The organism is Erwinia sp. PME.40.26/001 (assembly GCF_055556675.1).
The window spans coordinates 43345-60332 of the sequence record NZ_JBVHNP010000015.1 but is presented as its reverse complement, the minus strand read 5'-3'; the positions used below and the strand labels follow the sequence as shown (position 1 = coordinate 60332).

General features: G+C 57.9%; 14 protein-coding genes. 9 read left to right on the top strand and 5 right to left on the bottom strand.

What is annotated here, in order from left to right:
- Positions 1-52 precede the first annotated feature (52 nt).
- Both ACZ3HG_RS22455 and ssb1 read right to left on the bottom strand, forming a co-directional pair.
- Positions 53-1777, bottom strand: a complete 1725-nt coding sequence (locus ACZ3HG_RS22455) for a ShlB/FhaC/HecB family hemolysin secretion/activation protein (protein ID WP_191935609.1) — start codon at positions 1775-1777, stop codon at positions 53-55.
- A 337-nt stretch (positions 1778-2114) separates the two neighbouring features.
- Positions 2115-2669, bottom strand: coding sequence for a single-stranded DNA-binding protein SSB1 (gene ssb1, locus ACZ3HG_RS22450; RefSeq protein ID WP_062748286.1), 555 nt, complete (start codon positions 2667-2669; stop codon positions 2115-2117).
- 252 nt (positions 2670-2921) lie between these two features.
- Here ssb1 and uvrA point away from each other — a divergent pair, with 252 nt between their 5' ends.
- Entirely contained in the window at positions 2922-5750 is a 2829-nt protein-coding gene (gene uvrA / locus ACZ3HG_RS22445; RefSeq protein WP_191935610.1) for an excinuclease ABC subunit UvrA, read from the top strand.
- A gap of 252 nt (positions 5751-6002) precedes the next feature.
- On the top strand, positions 6003-7055 hold the full coding sequence (locus ACZ3HG_RS22440) for an NAD(P)-dependent alcohol dehydrogenase (protein WP_191935611.1): 1053 nt from the start codon (positions 6003-6005) through the stop codon (positions 7053-7055).
- 89 nt (positions 7056-7144) lie between these two features.
- Here the strand turns inward: ACZ3HG_RS22440 and ACZ3HG_RS22435 are convergent, their stop codons facing one another.
- Both ACZ3HG_RS22435 and ACZ3HG_RS22430 read right to left on the bottom strand, forming a co-directional pair.
- Positions 7145-7792 carry a TenA family protein gene (locus ACZ3HG_RS22435; protein ID WP_191936016.1) on the bottom strand — a complete coding sequence of 216 codons (648 nt, stop codon included), beginning with the start codon at positions 7790-7792 and terminating at the stop codon, positions 7145-7147.
- Entirely contained in the window at positions 7789-8634 is an 846-nt protein-coding gene (locus ACZ3HG_RS22430) for a BtpA/SgcQ family protein (protein WP_191935613.1), read from the bottom strand. Before ACZ3HG_RS22430 ends, ACZ3HG_RS22435 begins: the two co-directional genes overlap by 4 nt.
- Positions 8635-8660: 26 nt before the next feature.
- On the opposite strand from ACZ3HG_RS22430, the gene ACZ3HG_RS22425 reads away from it, so the two are divergent.
- A complete protein-coding gene (locus ACZ3HG_RS22425) occupies positions 8661-9542 on the top strand; it encodes a ribokinase (protein ID WP_465334501.1) in 882 nt (293 codons plus the stop codon).
- On the opposite strand, the gene ACZ3HG_RS22420 is transcribed toward ACZ3HG_RS22425, so the two are convergent.
- Complete coding sequence (locus ACZ3HG_RS22420) at positions 9535-10485, bottom strand: ABC transporter substrate-binding protein (RefSeq protein ID WP_062748381.1); 951 nt, start codon at positions 10483-10485, stop codon at positions 9535-9537. The genes ACZ3HG_RS22425 and ACZ3HG_RS22420 overlap by 8 nt on opposite strands.
- A 342-nt stretch (positions 10486-10827) precedes the next feature.
- Here ACZ3HG_RS22420 and ACZ3HG_RS22415 point away from each other — a divergent pair, with 342 nt between their 5' ends.
- The 6 genes from ACZ3HG_RS22415 (at position 10828) to ACZ3HG_RS22390 (ending at position 16966) form a co-directional block, all read left to right on the top strand.
- A complete protein-coding gene (locus ACZ3HG_RS22415; RefSeq protein ID WP_465334499.1) occupies positions 10828-11850 on the top strand; it encodes a LacI family DNA-binding transcriptional regulator in 1023 nt (340 codons plus the stop codon).
- A 376-nt stretch (positions 11851-12226) separates the two neighbouring features.
- Entirely contained in the window at positions 12227-12973 is a 747-nt protein-coding gene (locus ACZ3HG_RS22410) for an ATP-binding cassette domain-containing protein (RefSeq protein ID WP_161975976.1), read from the top strand.
- A gap of 18 nt (positions 12974-12991) precedes the next feature.
- A complete protein-coding gene (locus ACZ3HG_RS22405; protein ID WP_465334497.1) occupies positions 12992-13993 on the top strand; it encodes an ABC transporter permease in 1002 nt (333 codons plus the stop codon).
- 3 nt (positions 13994-13996) lie between these two features.
- Positions 13997-15076, top strand: a complete 1080-nt coding sequence (locus ACZ3HG_RS22400) for a phosphotriesterase family protein (RefSeq protein ID WP_137270018.1) — start codon at positions 13997-13999, stop codon at positions 15074-15076.
- 13 nt (positions 15077-15089) lie between these two features.
- On the top strand, positions 15090-15845 hold the full coding sequence (locus tag ACZ3HG_RS22395; RefSeq protein WP_465334494.1) for a glutamine amidotransferase: 756 nt from the start codon (positions 15090-15092) through the stop codon (positions 15843-15845).
- Complete coding sequence (locus ACZ3HG_RS22390; protein WP_465334492.1) at positions 15845-16966, top strand: M20 family metallopeptidase; 1122 nt, start codon at positions 15845-15847, stop codon at positions 16964-16966. The genes ACZ3HG_RS22395 and ACZ3HG_RS22390 overlap by 1 nt, the downstream gene beginning before the upstream one ends.
- Positions 16967-16988 lie beyond the last annotated feature (22 nt).

The following is a 16988-nucleotide window of genomic DNA, read 5'->3' as shown; positions in this document are numbered from 1 at the left end:
GCGTAAGATCCGTTCAGTGAAGTATGCGGCTGTCGCTCAGGCGGCCGGCCGGTTAAATTTCCAGGTTAACGCTGAAGCCCGCCGTGGCGCCTGATGTGTGGAATTGTTCAGGTTTATACAGCGGCACGCCGGCAAACAGGTCGTAACTGAACCGTCGCCACAGCGCCCCGCGCACGCCCACGGCGCTGCCCGCCAGCTGATGCCCGGACAGATAACGCGTGCCGGGCCCGTCAACGCGGCCGTAGTCCAGCGCGACGTAAAGCTCATGCCCGCGCGACAGCACATTCCACGCCATCTCATTGCGCCAGATCAGCCCTTTCTCACCGGAGAGGATCTGCTCCCCGTCAAAGCCGCGCACGGTGTAGCGCCCGGCAATCGCCAGACGTTCCTGGGGGGTCAGCGGGTTTGCGCTCCACTGCCCGCGCAGGCTGGTCACATAGCGCCACGGCTCTTCACCCAGGGTAAACGGCTGGTTCAGGCTGATATCTCCGAGGGCAATGCCGGTACGGGCGCTGCCGCTGTGGGTGTCCTCTTCCGGGGAGCGCAGCGCGCCGAAGGCCCCGGTGCCGCGCCGCCAGTTAATGCTGGCATCCAGCGTGGCATCGCTGAAGTAGCTGCGCTGGCTGAGTCCAAACTCCCAGCCCGCCGTCCGGCGGTGTTGCTGTTCGATATCAATACCGTCGACGGCGTTCGTCGAGTGCTTACGCCAGACGCGCATATTCAGTGTGGTTTTATGCAGCTGATTGCGGAACAGCAGGCGGGACAGTGTCAGTTGCACGTTGTCGCTCTTCCCGCTGTAACTGAGCACCTCGTTGGCGTTGGCGATGTTCTGGTGATAGGTGTAGTTGTTATAGTTGGCGGCCAGCCCCCAGTAGCCGAACGGCACAGAATAATTCAGGGTATGGGAACGGTTGCCAAACGGGCCGTGATCGAAGAGATCTTTACCGATGTTGGCATAAAACAGGTCGTTCTGGGCAAACGGGGCGTCCACGGCCAGCGTGGCGGATCCGAGATAGCGGCCGGTGCTTTTGGAACCGCTGTCATCCAGTCCCAGGCTGAGGCGCACCGGGCGTCCCTCTGCCCAGTTCACCTGCAGATCGCTGGTGCCATCGCGCCCGCCGGGCAGGATACTGATATCGGCCGACGCACTCGGTACGCGGCGAAAGTTTTCCAGCCCCTGTTCAATATCGCGCAGATTCAGCACGTCGCCGGGTGAGGCGGGGACGGCATTCCACATGCGGGCACGCCAGGACACCGGCTGGCTGAAACGAATATGGTCAATGCGCCCCGGCTGGAGCGTCAGCGTCAGCACGCCGGTTGTCAGATCCTGCTCCTGCGCCATTACGCGCGTGGTGACATAACCCGCAGCGAGAATGGCGTTCTGCACCTTATTCAGGGCCAGCATAATCCCCTGTCCGCCGAGGCAACGGCCTTTTGCCCCGTCTGCCGCCGCCAGCGCCCACTGAAAGTGGGGCGCAAGATCGCCGTTAAGACGCAGAGTCTGAATGGGGAAACAGGGTTTTTCATTCGTGGGGTAGTCCGGCAGTACCTCACCGGGGCGCGTCAGACGGACATCACTTTCCGGCGCATTTTGCTGCTGTAACGCTCGTTCCCGCGCCTGTTGTCGCAGCTGCTCCCGGGCATCCAGGCTGGCAGCCTGGCGGGCATCACTGTCGGGCAACAGGGCAGCCAGAGTGGGGGAAGAATAAGCCAGCACCGCACCCATAAGCACAGGCGCGATCTCCCGGCGCTGAATAAAGCGAAAAGATAAAGTCATTCTAATGAAAGTCCGTTTACAGAGAAATTAGACGTTATAATTTTCGGACATTATCCATTCAAAAAAGGGGATATCAAGCAAAAGTAGCGTAATATTGCTTTTTTAATCATCAGCCTCTGCACTGAGATAAGTTAATTCTGATTATCATTCCGCATGAGGCTGGATATAAGTTACTCCTTAGAAATTTACACTTACAAAACCGCTTTAGACAAAATAACGCCCTGCCAGACACGTCTTCGCTCTGCCTGAAGGTTTATTCAGACCCTCTCTTAATTCAGGGCATAAAAAAAGCCCCGCAGTGCGGGGCTTATTCAGCGAGAGTCATCGCGATCCTTTCTTAGAAAGGAATATCGTCATCGAAGTCCATCGGAGGTTCGTTATTTGCCGGTGCACTGTTCTGCTGTGGGGCCTGCTGCGGACGGGACTGCTGCGCGCCGCCGCTGAACTGGTTGTTGCTGCCGCCCTGTGGCTGCTGTGGCTGGCCCCAACCGTTGTTGTTGCCACCGCTCTGACCGCCGCCCGCAGGTGCGCCGCCACCCTGAGCACGACCGCCCAGCATCTGCATGGTACCGCCGACGTTGACAACCACTTCAGTGGTGTACTTCTCTACGCCTGCCTGATCAGTCCATTTACGGGTCTGCAGTGCGCCTTCAATGTAAACCTGAGAACCTTTACGCAGGTATTCGCCCGCCACTTCGGCCAGCTTGCCGAACAGCACAACACGGTGCCACTCGGTTTTCTCTTTGGTTTCACCGGTCTGCTTGTCACGCCAGCTTTCGGAGGTCGCCAGAGTAATGTTGGCAACGGCACCGCCATTCGGCATGTAGCGAACTTCCGGGTCCTGACCCAGATTTCCGACTAAAATTACTTTATTTACGCCTCTGCTGGCCATGTTGCTCTCTCCGGTTAATGTTCGTTCTGTAAGTCTAGGCGCAAAATTCTATCATGGGCTACCCTGAGATCCTACATTTAGGCGCTGCCTCGAAAAACGGGGGCTGTCGTTGCAGTATGACATCGTTGCGCATGGCATTCTACGCCAAAACACTGGTTATCCATTCAGGTTTTTTTGTGCCATAATAATGCGTTTCTTTCTGGCCGTGCCGGGCAGGCATGGTGAGGTTTTGTGCTAATCCGGGAATTGTGAATGGATAAGATAGAAGTACGGGGTGCCCGCACCCACAATCTGAAAAACATTAACCTGACCATTCCGCGCGATAAGCTGATTGTCGTCACCGGTCTGTCAGGTTCTGGTAAGTCCTCGCTGGCGTTCGATACGCTTTACGCGGAAGGACAACGTCGCTACGTAGAGTCGCTTTCTGCCTATGCGCGCCAGTTCCTCTCACTGATGGAAAAACCGGACGTCGATCATATCGAAGGGCTGTCACCGGCCATTTCGATCGAACAGAAATCCACGTCGCATAACCCGCGTTCCACCGTCGGTACCATCACGGAAATTCATGACTATCTGCGCCTGCTGTTTGCCCGTGTGGGCGAGCCGCGCTGCCCGGATCACGACGTCACACTGGCTGCCCAGACCGTCAGCCAGATGGTGGATAACGTGCTGGCCCAGCCGGAAGGCCGCCGCCTGATGCTGCTGGCACCGATTGTGAAGGATCGTAAAGGTGAGCACACCAAAACGCTGGAAAACCTGGCCAGCCAGGGCTATATCCGCGCCCGTATTGACGGGGAAGTGTGTGACCTGTCGGATCCGCCGAAGCTGGAACTGCAAAAGAAGCACACCATTGAAGTGGTGGTTGACCGCTTTAAGGTGCGTGAAGACCTGTCGCAGCGTCTGGCAGAGTCGTTTGAAACCGCCCTTGAGCTGTCCGGCGGCAGCGCGGTGGTGGCCGATATGGACGACACCAGCGCCGAAGAGCTGCTGTTCTCCGCTAACTTCGCCTGCCCCATCTGTGGCTACAGCATGAACGAGCTGGAACCACGGCTGTTCTCCTTTAACAACCCGGCCGGAGCCTGTCCAACCTGTGATGGTCTGGGCGTGCAGCAGTATTTTGACCCGGACCGCGTGGTACAAAACCCTGATCTGTCGCTGGCGGGGGGCGCTATCCGCGGCTGGGACCGCCGCAACTTCTACTACTTCCAGATGCTGCGCTCGCTGGCGGAGCACCTGAAATTTGATATCGAAGCGCCGTTCAGTTCCCTGCCAGATGAGAGCCGCAAGGTGATCCTCTACGGATCAGGCAAAGAGAATATCGAATTTAAATACGTCAACGACCGGGGCGATACCTCCGTGCGCCGTCACCCGTTTGAGGGCGTGCTGCACAATATGGAACGCCGCTATAAAGAGACGGAATCGTCTGCCGTGCGTGAGGAGCTGGCGAAATATATCAGCAACCGCTCCTGCACCAGCTGCGGCGGCACGCGCCTGCGTCGCGAAGCACGCCACGTCTTTGTGGAAAACACCACGCTGCCAAGCATCTCTGATATGAGCATTGGCCATGCGATGGAGTTCTTCCAGAACATGAAACTTAGCGGCCAGCGGGCGCAAATCGCGGAAAAAGTGCTGAAAGAGATTGGCGATCGCCTGAAGTTTCTCGTCAACGTTGGCCTGAACTACCTGTCGATGTCCCGCTCCGCCGAGACGCTTTCCGGCGGGGAAGCCCAGCGTATTCGTCTGGCCAGCCAGATCGGTGCCGGTCTGGTCGGTGTGATGTACGTACTGGATGAGCCGTCCATTGGCCTGCACCAGCGCGATAACGAGCGCCTGCTGGAAACGCTGGTGCATCTGCGCAATCTCGGCAACACGGTGATTGTGGTCGAGCACGACGAAGATGCCATTCGCGCCGCCGACCATGTGATCGATATCGGCCCGGGGGCCGGGGTGCACGGCGGTCAGGTTGTCGCTGAAGGCACCGTCGATGACATTATGGCGGTCGCGGACTCGCTGACCGGACAGTACCTCAGCGGCAAACGCGGCATCGCCATCCCGGAGCAGCGCGTCAAAGGCGACCCGTCGAAAGTGCTGAAGCTGACGGGGGCCAGCGGTAACAATCTCAAGGATGTCACCCTGACGCTGCCCGTCGGGTTGTTTACCTGCGTGACCGGGGTCTCCGGCTCCGGGAAATCGACGCTGATCAACGATACGCTGTTCCCGATTGCCCAGCGCCAGTTAAACGGTGCAACCATTGCCGAAGCCTCACCGTACCGTGATATCACCGGTATGGAGCACTTCGACAAGGTGATCGATATTGACCAGAGCCCGATTGGCCGCACGCCGCGCTCTAACCCGGCGACCTACACCGGGATCTTTACGCCGGTCCGTGAGCTGTTCGCCGGGGTGCCGGAGTCCCGTACCCGTGGCTACACGCCGGGCCGCTTCAGCTTTAACGTGCGCGGCGGGCGTTGCGAAGCCTGCCAGGGCGACGGGGTGATCAAGGTTGAGATGCACTTCCTGCCGGATATCTATGTGCCGTGCGACCAGTGCAAAGGCAAACGCTATAACCGCGAAACGCTGGAAGTGAAGTACAAGGGCAAGAGCATCCACGAAGTGCTGGAGATGACCATTGAAGAAGCCCGTGAATTCTTCGATGCCGTGCCGGCGCTGGCGCGTAAGCTGCAAACGCTGATGGATGTCGGCCTGTCCTACATCCGGCTCGGTCAGTCTGCCACCACGCTGTCCGGCGGCGAAGCGCAGCGCGTGAAGCTGGCGCGTGAGCTGTCGAAGCGCGGGACGGGCCAGACGCTGTATATTCTGGATGAACCGACCACCGGCCTGCACTTTGCCGATATCGAACAGCTGCTGGCCGTACTGCACCAGCTGCGCGACCAGGGCAACACCATCGTGGTGATTGAGCACAACCTTGACGTGATCAAAACCGCTGACTGGATCGTTGACCTGGGGCCAGAGGGCGGCAGCGGCGGCGGCGAGATCCTGGTGTCCGGCACGCCGGAAACCGTGGCAGAGTGCGAACGATCGCACACCGCCCGCTTCCTCAAGCCGCTGTTACAGGGCTAAATCAGACGGGCCGGTTCCTCACCGGCCCGTTTTTTTCTGCCATAGCTTTTCCCGCTATTTGCTGCACTTTTGTTACCATCTCCACAAAATCTTGCAGAATCAGGCAAGAGTTAGCGAGTTTTGGACATACCCCCCACCCCATTATCTGACTATGCTTAACCCTCATCATTTTGCGGATACGGCGAGGCATTTCCACTGCCGGCTCCCACCCTCACGGCCACTGCGCCACATCATCAATAACTGGAGAATCCAATGAATATTACGCATGCTTATGCAGCCCAGGACGCGAAATCGAAGCTGGCTCCGTTTGAGTACCAGCCACGCGAACTGCGTGAACATGATGTGCAGATTGAAGTGCTGTACTGCGGCGTTTGCCACTCTGACCTGCACCAGGCACGCAATGAATGGCGCAACACCATCTTCCCGGTGGTGCCAGGCCATGAGATTGTTGGCCGCGTGACGGCTGTCGGCGCACACGGGCACAAATACAAAGTGGGCGATCTGGTCGGTGTGGGCTGCATGGTCGACTCCTGTCGCACCTGTGACAGCTGCAAAGAAGACCTGGAACAGTATTGCGAAGAAGGCTTTGTCGGCACCTATAACGGTCAGGATCGCATCAGCGGCGACATCACCTTTGGCGGTTACGCCACGCAGGTGGTGGTGCATGAAGACTTCGTGCTGCGCGTTCCGGAAAACCTGGATCCAGCCGGTGCGGCTCCGCTGCTGTGCGCCGGTATCACCACCTTCTCTCCGCTGCACCACTGGGGCGTCGGCCCGGGTAAAAAGGTCGGTATCGTCGGTCTGGGTGGCCTTGGCCACATGGGTGTTAAGATTGCCCATGCGATGGGCGCGCACGTTGTCCTGTTCACCACCTCACCGTCAAAAATTGAAGACGGGAAGCGTCTGGGTGCAGATGAAGTGGTGATTTCGAAGGATGCCGACCAGATGGCGCAACACGCCAACAGCTTCGACTTCATTCTTAACACCGTTGCCGCACAGCATGACCTGAACCCGTTTATCACGCTACTGCGCCGTGATGGCACCATGACGCTGGTCGGTGCGCCAGAACATGACCATCCATCACCGCAGGTGTTTAACCTGATCTTTAAGCGTCGCAGCATTGCCGGTTCACTGATTGGCGGCATTAAAGAAACCCAGGAGATGCTGGATTTCTGCGGCAAGCACAACATCGTCTCAGATATTGAGATGATCAATATCAACGAGATCAACGAAGCCTACGAACGTATGCTGAAAAGCGATGTGAAATACCGCTTTGTCATTGATATCGATACGCTGCGCGCGTAACGGTGACGATAACGGGCGGACCGGGAAAGCAGGTCCGCCCCTGCTGCCACGGGGAGGCCCTTTGTTCCGGCCGGCCCCGTCATCCCCCTTCACCCGGGGTACGCCGCCGTGTGAAAATCGATCTCCCACTGCAGCACTCTGCCGTAAAGCGCCGAAAGCGCCTGCTTTTCTGCCTCACTCAACGCGTCTGCACAGCGGTCCAGTTCCTCTTTCAGCCAGCATGCCTGCTGGTAAAAGGCCTCTCCGGCATGTATAGATACCCAGCATCGCACGTCGTCATCCTGCAGCGTCTGTTCACTCACCCGGTGACACCAGTGGTAATACATCCATTCCGCGCCAAACATCAGGGTAATAATCTCCGCATAGCTGCCTTCCTGCGCCGCCTGTCGCATCCCGTCGTCAAAGCGGCGAACCCCGGGCAGATCGCCCGGATGGTCGGCAGGATTGATCTGCCGCCGGGCCAGCACGGCGTCAAACCAGGGGATCTGGGTATCCACCAGCGCATTGAGGACGCCGATCAGCCAGCGCTGTGAGCGAATATCAGGCGCTTTACTGACACCCAGGGCAAAGATAGCGATCGCCGTGGCGACAAATTGCCCCTCAAACACCAGATAACGATTAAACACTGCCGCCGGCAGCTGTTGCTGCTCAATATCCGTGACGAAAGGGTGCTGCTGCATGGCCTGCCACGCGGGTTGGTGCTCGCGCAGCAGACGTTCACTGAATGCCTCTGTCATACCTCCTCCAGCACCGCCTGCGCGACGGACATAAAGTGTTTCACCCGCGCCAGCTCTACGTCATTCCACCACACGCCGTCTGATTTCAGCGCACTGGCTACGATCACGCCCTGGGTACGGCTGAGGATCTGACACACGTTAGCTGGCGTGACCCCGGACCCGACTAACAGCGGCAGCTCCGTCGCCGCACGGATCTCATCAATTTCGCCCAGCGTCGCGCTGTCCCCGGTGCGCTGCCCGGTGGCAATCACCGCATCGGCTTCGAAAAAGTCGACATCGCGGGTTAATTCCTGGATTGAACGGTCGGCAACAATCGCATGGCTGCCGTGCTTCACATGGCTGTCGGCAAACACGCGGATATGTTCCGCACGCAGCTGGCTGCGGTAGCGCAGGGCTTTGGCTGCCGCACCTTCAATAAACCCTTCGTTGGCAATGTAGGCATTCGCCCACTGGTTGACGCGCACAAAGTCCGCGCCGCCTGCCAGCGCCGTTGCCAGCGCCGGGATTGCGGCATTCGCCAGCACGTTAATGCCCAGCGGCACGCCAAAACGCTCACGGACTTTTTCGGTGATCACCGCCATCAGGGCAGAGGTTTCCGGCCCGATATCGTCCGGTTTGGAAAAAGGAATATCACCATGATTTTCAATAATCAGGCCATGAACGCCGCCATTAATATAATTTTCCGCATCACGTAAGGCGCGCTCAATAATATCCTTCACTGATTTACCACGATATTTTGGTGACCCTGGAAAGGGATCGCAGTGAATAACACCTATCACGGCTTTCTTACGTGAAAAAATAGCTTGTATTGCGTCAGTTTTTTCTGCTGAGATAGAAACCATCTTCTTCATCCTTTTAAGGAAACACGATGCGTGTTTATGTGGCTGGTAATATTACCGTCGATGAAACCTGGTCCATTGCGGATATTCCGCAAAAGGGATCATCGATTCATGGAAATAAAGTGTCGCAGGATATCGGCGGAAAAGGCGCGAATCAGGCGATCATATTGTCCCGCTGCGGTATCGACACCCGGTTAATTGCCGCCACAGGAAGTGACAGCAACGGATCGTGGATACGTGAGCAGATAATCAGAGAACCCCTAACGCTGTTACCCACTCAACCTGTTTATCGCCATAGCGACACCTCAATTATTCTCAATAGTGCTGACGGCGATAATGCCATTATGACCACCACCGCCGCTGCCGATGCCTTTCACCTGGAGGCTATCGAGCCGTTGCTGGCCGATGCCCGCGCCGGGGATATCCTGCTGCAACAGGGGAATTTTTCTCTGGAGAAAACCCGTGCCCTGTTCCGGCTGGCGAAAGCGCGTGGTTTAACCACTGTGTTTAACCCTTCACCGGTCAACCCGGATTTTGCTCAACTGTGGCCGCTGGTTGATATCGCCGTCGTCAACGAATCGGAAGCGGGACAGCTACAGCCACAGGGCGTTGCCACGCTGGTGATCACGCAGGGTGCCGCCGGGGCCTGGCTAATCCGCCAGGGTCAGCGCCAGTTCTGCCCGGCGACCGCCGCCAGCGTGCTGGATACGACCGGGGCGGGCGACACTTTCCTGGCGGTGATGCTGGCTTCCGCCCTGCTGCGCGGCGTGGCGCCCGATGCGTTAGCCCTGACTCACGCCAGTCAGGCTGCCGCCATAACGGTCAGCCGCAGGGGCACGCTTTCTGCTTTCCCCCAGAGCGCTGAACTCGCCGCGCTGTTAGGCACGCGCGGCGAGTCAGCGATCATTTAAACAGCGTGCGGTAACGGTCAACGTTCGCTTTGGTCACCACCGTGGCCGGAACCAGAATGGTTTTCGGCACACTTTTACCCGCCGTCAGGGTGTTTAACGCTTTCAGGGCTTCCGACCCCATTTTTTCCGGGTCCTGCTGCAGGACGGCAGTCACGTAGCCGCCATCCATGCCGGCAATCGCTTTTGCCGTCAGATCCCAGCCAAAGACCTTAATCTCTTTCTGTCGCCCCTGGTTTTCTACTGCCGCAATAGCTCCCAGCAGAGCCGGTTCACCCGTGGCATAAATCGCCGTCAAATCGGGATTACCGGTGATAAGATTTTCTGCCGCTGTCATGGCGTTATCCTGGACATTCTGGCCATCCACCACATCGGCTATGGTGATGCCTGGATGGGCTTTCAGCGTCTCTTCAAAGCCTTTCTGTCGCTGATTCTGAATTGCCGAGTTCAGCGCCCCGACGATGCCCAGGCGCGCCTTGCCACCCATCTCTTTTCCAACATACTCAACGAAGTATTTGCCCAGAATTTTACCGCCTTCGCTATTATCCACACCGACCTGTGCAGCCTGCGGTCCCGGCGGTAATACGGCATCAATTGCAATAACCGGAATATTAGCGGCGGCGGCCTCTTTGATCGCAGGCATAATGCCATTCACATCAATGGCATCAACCAGAATGCCCTTCACGCCTTGTTGAATATAGTTTTCGATAGCATCACTTTGCGCTACCGGATTATCGGTGGCATTAAAGATGACTAATGTTTTACCACTGGCTTTTGCAGCATCCTGGGCACCTTTGTTCATCAGATTAAAGAACAGTGCCTGTTGGTTAATCTGCACCAGCGCATAGGTATCTGCCGCCTTTGCCGCTGAAATCACCAAAGCTGAAGCCAGTAATGCCGAAGCCGTTGCCATCAAATGCCATTTTCTGGTGTTAAATATCATCATCAGTACCCTCGAAAAATAATGAGCGAAAAACAGCTGTGTCCGCGTCGCCAGGCAGCGCAGAGGGATTTTTTTGGCGGGCAAATATCAGATGAATGCGCCGGACAGGATCCGGTTGCAACAAAGACCTGCTATTCCTCATTTCGGCATCCGGTCCGTTGCGGTGCGCGACTGAAATGGGGTCTGGCCGGTTTGGGAATGACTTCCCGGGTAAGGCGGTAAACTGTTTATACAATTCTCCGCTGCGAAATTTTTGTCAAGTGTTTATTTGATCGCCCGTCAGCCCCGATAAAAGACTACTGGCGTGACGCTAACTTATGTTACAGATAGCCCTCCTGGAGAAAAATGGCGTGGAAAATGAGCATAAAACGCGTGTTGTTATCCGATGTAGCGAGGCGGGCTTCGCTGTCCAAAGCGACGGTGTCTCGCTATATGAATCACAGCATTGTGCTGCCGCAGGAGACCATTGACCGCATTGAAACGGCCATTCGCGAACTTGATTATCGCGGCAACAGCCTGGCACGCCGCCTGAGTAAAGGCGGCAGTGAAACCCTCGGCCTCGTGCTGCCCGATATTACCAACCCCTTCTTTGCCGAACTGGCCGATGCCGCCGAAGAGGCAGCCTCCGTCAGTGGCTACAGCCTGGTACTGTGCATCACCCGCAATAATCCTGATAAGGAATGCCAGTTTATTCGCTGGCTGGATACCTGCCAGGTTGATGGTCTGCTGTTCACCACAAACCGCCCTGATAACGGGCTGTTACGTAAAGAGATCCAGCGCCACCAGCGCATTGTGTTACTGGATGAAGATATCCCCGGCAGCAGCGTGCCCAAGGTGTTTGCTGATAATGTGCAGGGCGGACGCATCGCCACGGAAAAGCTGATCGCGGCCGGACACCGTCACATCGCCTTTGTCGGCGGGCCGGATGAGCTGATGAGCGTGCGCGAACGTTTCCAGGGCTTTTGCACCGCCATGAAGCAGGCAGGATTAAGCTGGCCGCCGGAGTGGGTGATGTACGGAGAGTATCAGCGCGAGTTCGGCCAGCAGGCTCTGCAGCGCCTGTTCAGCCAGCCTACCCGCCCTACCGCCGTGTTCGCCGCCAGTGACTATCTGGTGCTCGGGCTGCTCGACGGCCTGCGCGCCTGCGGGCTGCAGGCTCCCGAAGCGTTATCTCTGGTGGGCTTCGATGATGCCAATTACGCCGACTTTACCCAACCGCGGATCTCCACCATCCGCCAGCCCGCACGGGAACTGGGCCGTACCGCCGTCGGGATCATGCTGCGCCTGCTGAATAATGAGAGTGATATCCCTGCTGAAACACGTCTTCCCGTCGAATGGATTGGCCGCGATTCTATCCAGCATTGTTAACTCCGTCTCAAAATGGCGCAAAACTGCACAGTTTTGGCGCAAATTTCGATCACTCTTTTTCCTTTTCAGTATACTAAGTAAACCGGTTTACCTGATGATTCCGTTTAAAAACGTTGTATTACAGGACCTTATATCGGTGGCGTACGCGGTATTTTGCGCCTGGCACGGAAGCTGCAATGTTCTGACTGGCGAACAAATATCTTTGTAGCGTTTGTCCTGATGGTGAGAGTAAAGCTTCATTCTGCAGGTAAACCGGTTTACTAGACTGTAGACCGTGCTGAATGAGGCCTTTTTCGCCGGACGGCAAACATTTCCCTGCCACACCGATGGGAGTTATCAGATGCAGCAGTCACAACCTGCCCCGGCTCGGGTAGAGATGGTCAATATCACCAAGACCTACGGGTCGATACGTTCACTGCGCGGCGTGAATCTGCAGCTGGCCCCGGGCGAAGTGCTCGGCCTGGTGGGGGATAACGGCGCGGGAAAATCCACGCTGACCAAAGTCCTTTCCGGGGCGGTGGTGCCCACCAGCGGTACCATCCGCATCGACGGTGAACAGCAACATTTTTCCAACCCGGCGGACTCACGCCGCTGTCATATCGAGATGGTCTACCAGGACTTATCCCTGTGCGACACGGTGGATGTGGCCGGAAATCTTTTTATGGGCCGCGAGCCGATGAAATCCCTGCTCGGCATTCCGTTTCTCGACCAGAGCAAAATGCACGCCGATGCGCGTGACATGCTGAAAGGGCTTGGCATTTCAATTCCGGATACCCGGATGCTGGTCCGCAACCTCTCCGGAGGTCAGCGCCAGGCGATTGCCATTGCCCGGGCGGCGGCCTTCGACCCGAAGGTACTGATTATGGATGAACCGACCGCGGCGCTGGCGGTGGCGGAAGTGGAAGCCGTGCTTGAGCTTATCCGCCGCGTCTCTGCGCGCGGGGTCAGCGTGATCCTGATTACGCACCGCCTGCAGGATCTTTTCCTGGTCTGCGATCGGATCATGGTGATGTACGAAGGCACCAACGTCGCGGATCGCCGGGTGGCTGACACCAGCCTGAGCGATATCGTCAATCTGATTGTGGGTGAGAAATTCACCGCCCACTCTGCGGCAGCACACTGAGGTAACAGGATGAGTATCATGAACGTAAGCGGCTCCCGCACGATCCAGCATTCCCTGCCGCGCCGACTGCTGCACAACCATTCGGGCGTGGTCAGCATTGCGCTGTTTTTCATCTTCTGCTGCGTGGTGTTTTCCCTGATCACCAGCCACTTCCTCAGCAGCACAAACTGGCTGAATATTATCCGCCAGAGTGCGCCCCTGCTGATTGTCGCCACGGCGATGACTCTGGTGATCACCACTGGCGGCATTGACCTCTCGGTCGGGTCGACCCTCGCCCTGGTGGGGGCGCTCTCGGCCATCGCCCTGAACAACTGGGGACTGCCGTGGCCGGTTGTGCTGCTCGGCGGGCTGCTGCTCGGTGGCCTGGTCGGCGCGATTAACGGCTTCTTTATTGCCTATGAAGGTATTCCGGCATTTATCGTCACGCTGGCCACGCTGGCGGTGGTACGCGGTGTGGCGCTGCTGGTCACTCAGGGCTATTCCATCCCGATCCCGGCCGACAGCCTGTTTACCTTTATGGGGCGGGCCTGGGTGATGGGCATTCCGATGCCGGCGCTGATCGGTATCGTCATCCTGGTTATCGGCCATATCGTGCTGAATCATATGCGCTTTGGCCGCTACGTAACCGCCATCGGTGCCAATGCTGAAGGCGCCCGACGCAGCGGTATCAACACCAAAGCCGTCACCATGAAGGTGTATATCCTCAGCGGTATGGCGGCAGCGCTGGCCGGGATGATCATCACGGCCCGTCTGGGCAGCGGCTCCTCCAACCAGGGCGAAGGCTTTGAACTGCAGGTCATTGCCGCAGTAGTGCTTGGCAGCACCAGCCTGTTTGGCGGCTTCGGGACCATTATTGGCACCCTGCTCGGCGCGCTGTCCATTGCGGTTATCCAGAACGGATTGATCCTGTCGCATATCTCGCCGTTTTACACCCAGATCGCCACCGGCACCATTATCCTGCTGGCCATCTGGCTGAACACGCGCATTCTCAACCCTACCCGCTCTGCAGCGAAAGGATAGCTGATGAAAGGTTCGATTTTTCGTCACCCGGAGCCGCTACCAATCGGTATCCGCAGCGGCTATGTGATGACGGTGCTGGGCCCGCTGCCGCTGGCAGAAATGGGCGTAACGCTGATGCATGAGCATATTCTGCTGGATGCCTCGGGCAAATGGGTACCGCCCTGCTGCTGTAGCGATCGTCATCTGGCCGAAATGCCGGTGAAAATGGAAAACCTCGGCGAGCTGTCGCTCAACCCGCTGATGAGCCGCGATAACTGCCAGCTGTTTGATGTCGATGTGGCGATCGACGAGCTGATGAAGTTCCGTGCCCTGGGCGGTGAAACGGTGGTGGATCCGACCAATATCGGCATCGGCCGCGATCCGAAAGCGCTACAGCGCATCGCCCGCCTGACCGGCCTGAATATCATTATGGGCACCGGGCTGTATCTGGAGCCGTCACATCCTGAATGGGTGAAAACCACCAGCGTAGAACAACTGGCCGACAGGCTGATTTACGACCTTGGCGGTGCGGAGGAGAAGCCGGAGGTGATGGCCGGACTGATTGGCGAAATCGGCGTTTCCAGTCGCTTTACCGCCGATGAAGAAAAATCGCTGCGCGCCGCCGGCCGTGCCAGTGCGGCAACCGGCGTACCGATTGAGGTGCATCTTCCGGGCTGGGAACGACTGGGGCACAAGGTGCTGGATATTCTGCAAGAGGAAGGGGCCGATCTCCGCCATACGGTGCTGTGCCACATGAATCCCAGCTTTGCCGACAAAACGTATCAGCGGGAACTTGCCGGGCGCGGCGCATTTCTCGAATACGACATGATTGGTATGAGCTTTTACTACGCCGATGAATCGGCCCAGTCGCCCTCCGATGAGGAGAACGCGCGCGCCATTCGCGAGCTGATTGACGACGGCTTTATTAATCACATCCTGCTGTCGCAGGACGTGTTTCTGAAAACCATGCTGACCCGCTACGGCGGCCACGGCTATGGCTACATTCTTAAACATTTTGTTCCCCGTCTGAGGCGTCACGGCGTCAGCGGCGAACAGCTTGAGACCTTAATGATGGCAAATCCGCAGCGCGTGTTTGGCGGGTAAAAGAGGAACAATGATGCAGAAGAAAATTTTACTGGTAGGTGAGTCCTGGACCAGCACCTCAACGCACGTAAAAGGCTTCGACCAGTTTGCGACAGCGACCTGGCACAGCGGAGCAACCGATTTTATGGCCGCGCTGGCAGACAGTGACTACGCCATTACCCATATGCCCGCCCATGCCGCAGCCACCGATTTCCCGCTGACGCTGGCGGAACTGCAAAGCTGGGATGCAATCATCCTGTCCGATATCGGGGCTAACACGCTGCTGCTGCACCCGGATACCTGGCTGAAAAGCCGCCGAACCGCTAACCGCCTGACGCTGATCCACGACTATGTGGCAGCTGGCGGCGCGCTGATGATGATTGGCGGCTATTACAGCTTCCAGGGAATTAACGGCGGCGCGCGCTATCGCAATACTGCCGTGGAGAAAGTGCTGCCGGTCAGGTGCCTGGCGTGCGACGACCGCATCGAAACGCCGGAAGGCTGCTATGCCAGTGTGACGGAAGCGCACCCTCTGTTTAACGATCTGCCTCCTGAATGGCCATGGCTGCTGGGCTATAACGAAGTCGAGATGCAGCCAGAGGGCAAACTGCTGGCCACCATTGCCGGGACTGCGCATCCACTGGTTGCAGTACGCGAATATCAGCAGGGCCGCTCGCTGGTGTGGACCAGCGATATGTCGGCGCACTGGCTGCCGGAGGAGTTCGCCAGATGGACGGGCTACCGCCAGCTGTGGATCAACTGCCTTGACTGGCTGACGGAGCGCGGCTGATGGAAGCCGTCAGCACCCGCGAACTGGCGCAGCAGCTGCTGCGCTTTGATACCATCAATCCGCCGGGTAACGAAGCGGCCTGTATGCAGTTTCTTGCCGACTGGCTGCGTGAACAGGGCTTTGAGGTCACCCTGACGTCGTTCGGTACCGGACGGTGGAATGCGGTCGCCCGGCTGGTCGGAACAGGGCCCGGCAAGCCGCTGGCGTTTACCGGCCATCTCGATACGGTTCCCCTCGGCAGTGCCGCATGGCAATACGATCCTTTCGGTGAGATCGAAGAGGATCGCCTTTACGGGCGAGGATCGAGCGATATGAAGGCGGCAATCGCGGCGTTTGCCGTCGCCTGCGTTCGCGAAAAGCAGAGCATTCTTGCCGGTAGCGGGGTGGTGATGCTGCTCACCGGTGGCGAAGAAACGGGCTGCGACGGGGCCCGCGCGCTGACTGAAGCGGGACAGCTTCCCGGGGTGGGGGCTCTGATCGTCGGCGAACCAACGGCGAACTACCCGGTTATCGGGCATAAAGGCGCGTTGTGGCTGCGCTGTGAAACGCGGGGGAAAACCGCCCACGGGGCAATGCCGGAGCTGGGGATCAATGCAATTTATCTGGCGGCAGAGGCTATTGGTAAAATCCGTACTTTCTCGCCGGGAGCCCCCCATCCGCTGATGAAGCAGCCGACGCTGAACGTCGGGCGCATCGAAGGCGGGCTGAATATTAATTCAGTGCCGGATCGCACGCGTTTTGATGTGGATATCCGCAGCGCGCCCAATCTGCAGCACGCCACCATTCGCCAGCAGCTCACCACCCTGCTGGGAGAGACGGTGACGATATCGACCCTGGTGGATCTGCCTGCAGTATTAAGCAGCGATGCGCATGCGTGGATCCAACAGGTGTATCAGCGCTGCCAGCCGCTGCACGACCGGCCGCTACAACCCAGCATTGTGCCCTACTTTACCGATGCCTCGCTGCTGTTACCGGCGCTCGGGCATCCGCCCTGTATTATTCTCGGCCCCGGTGAACCCTCGATGGCGCACCAGACCGATGAATATTGCCTGCTGTCTCGCCTGGAGGAGGCGGAGCGGCTGTATGGCCAGATTATTCAGGACTGGATGATGCAGACCTGAAGCGGACGGATTAGACCTTTGG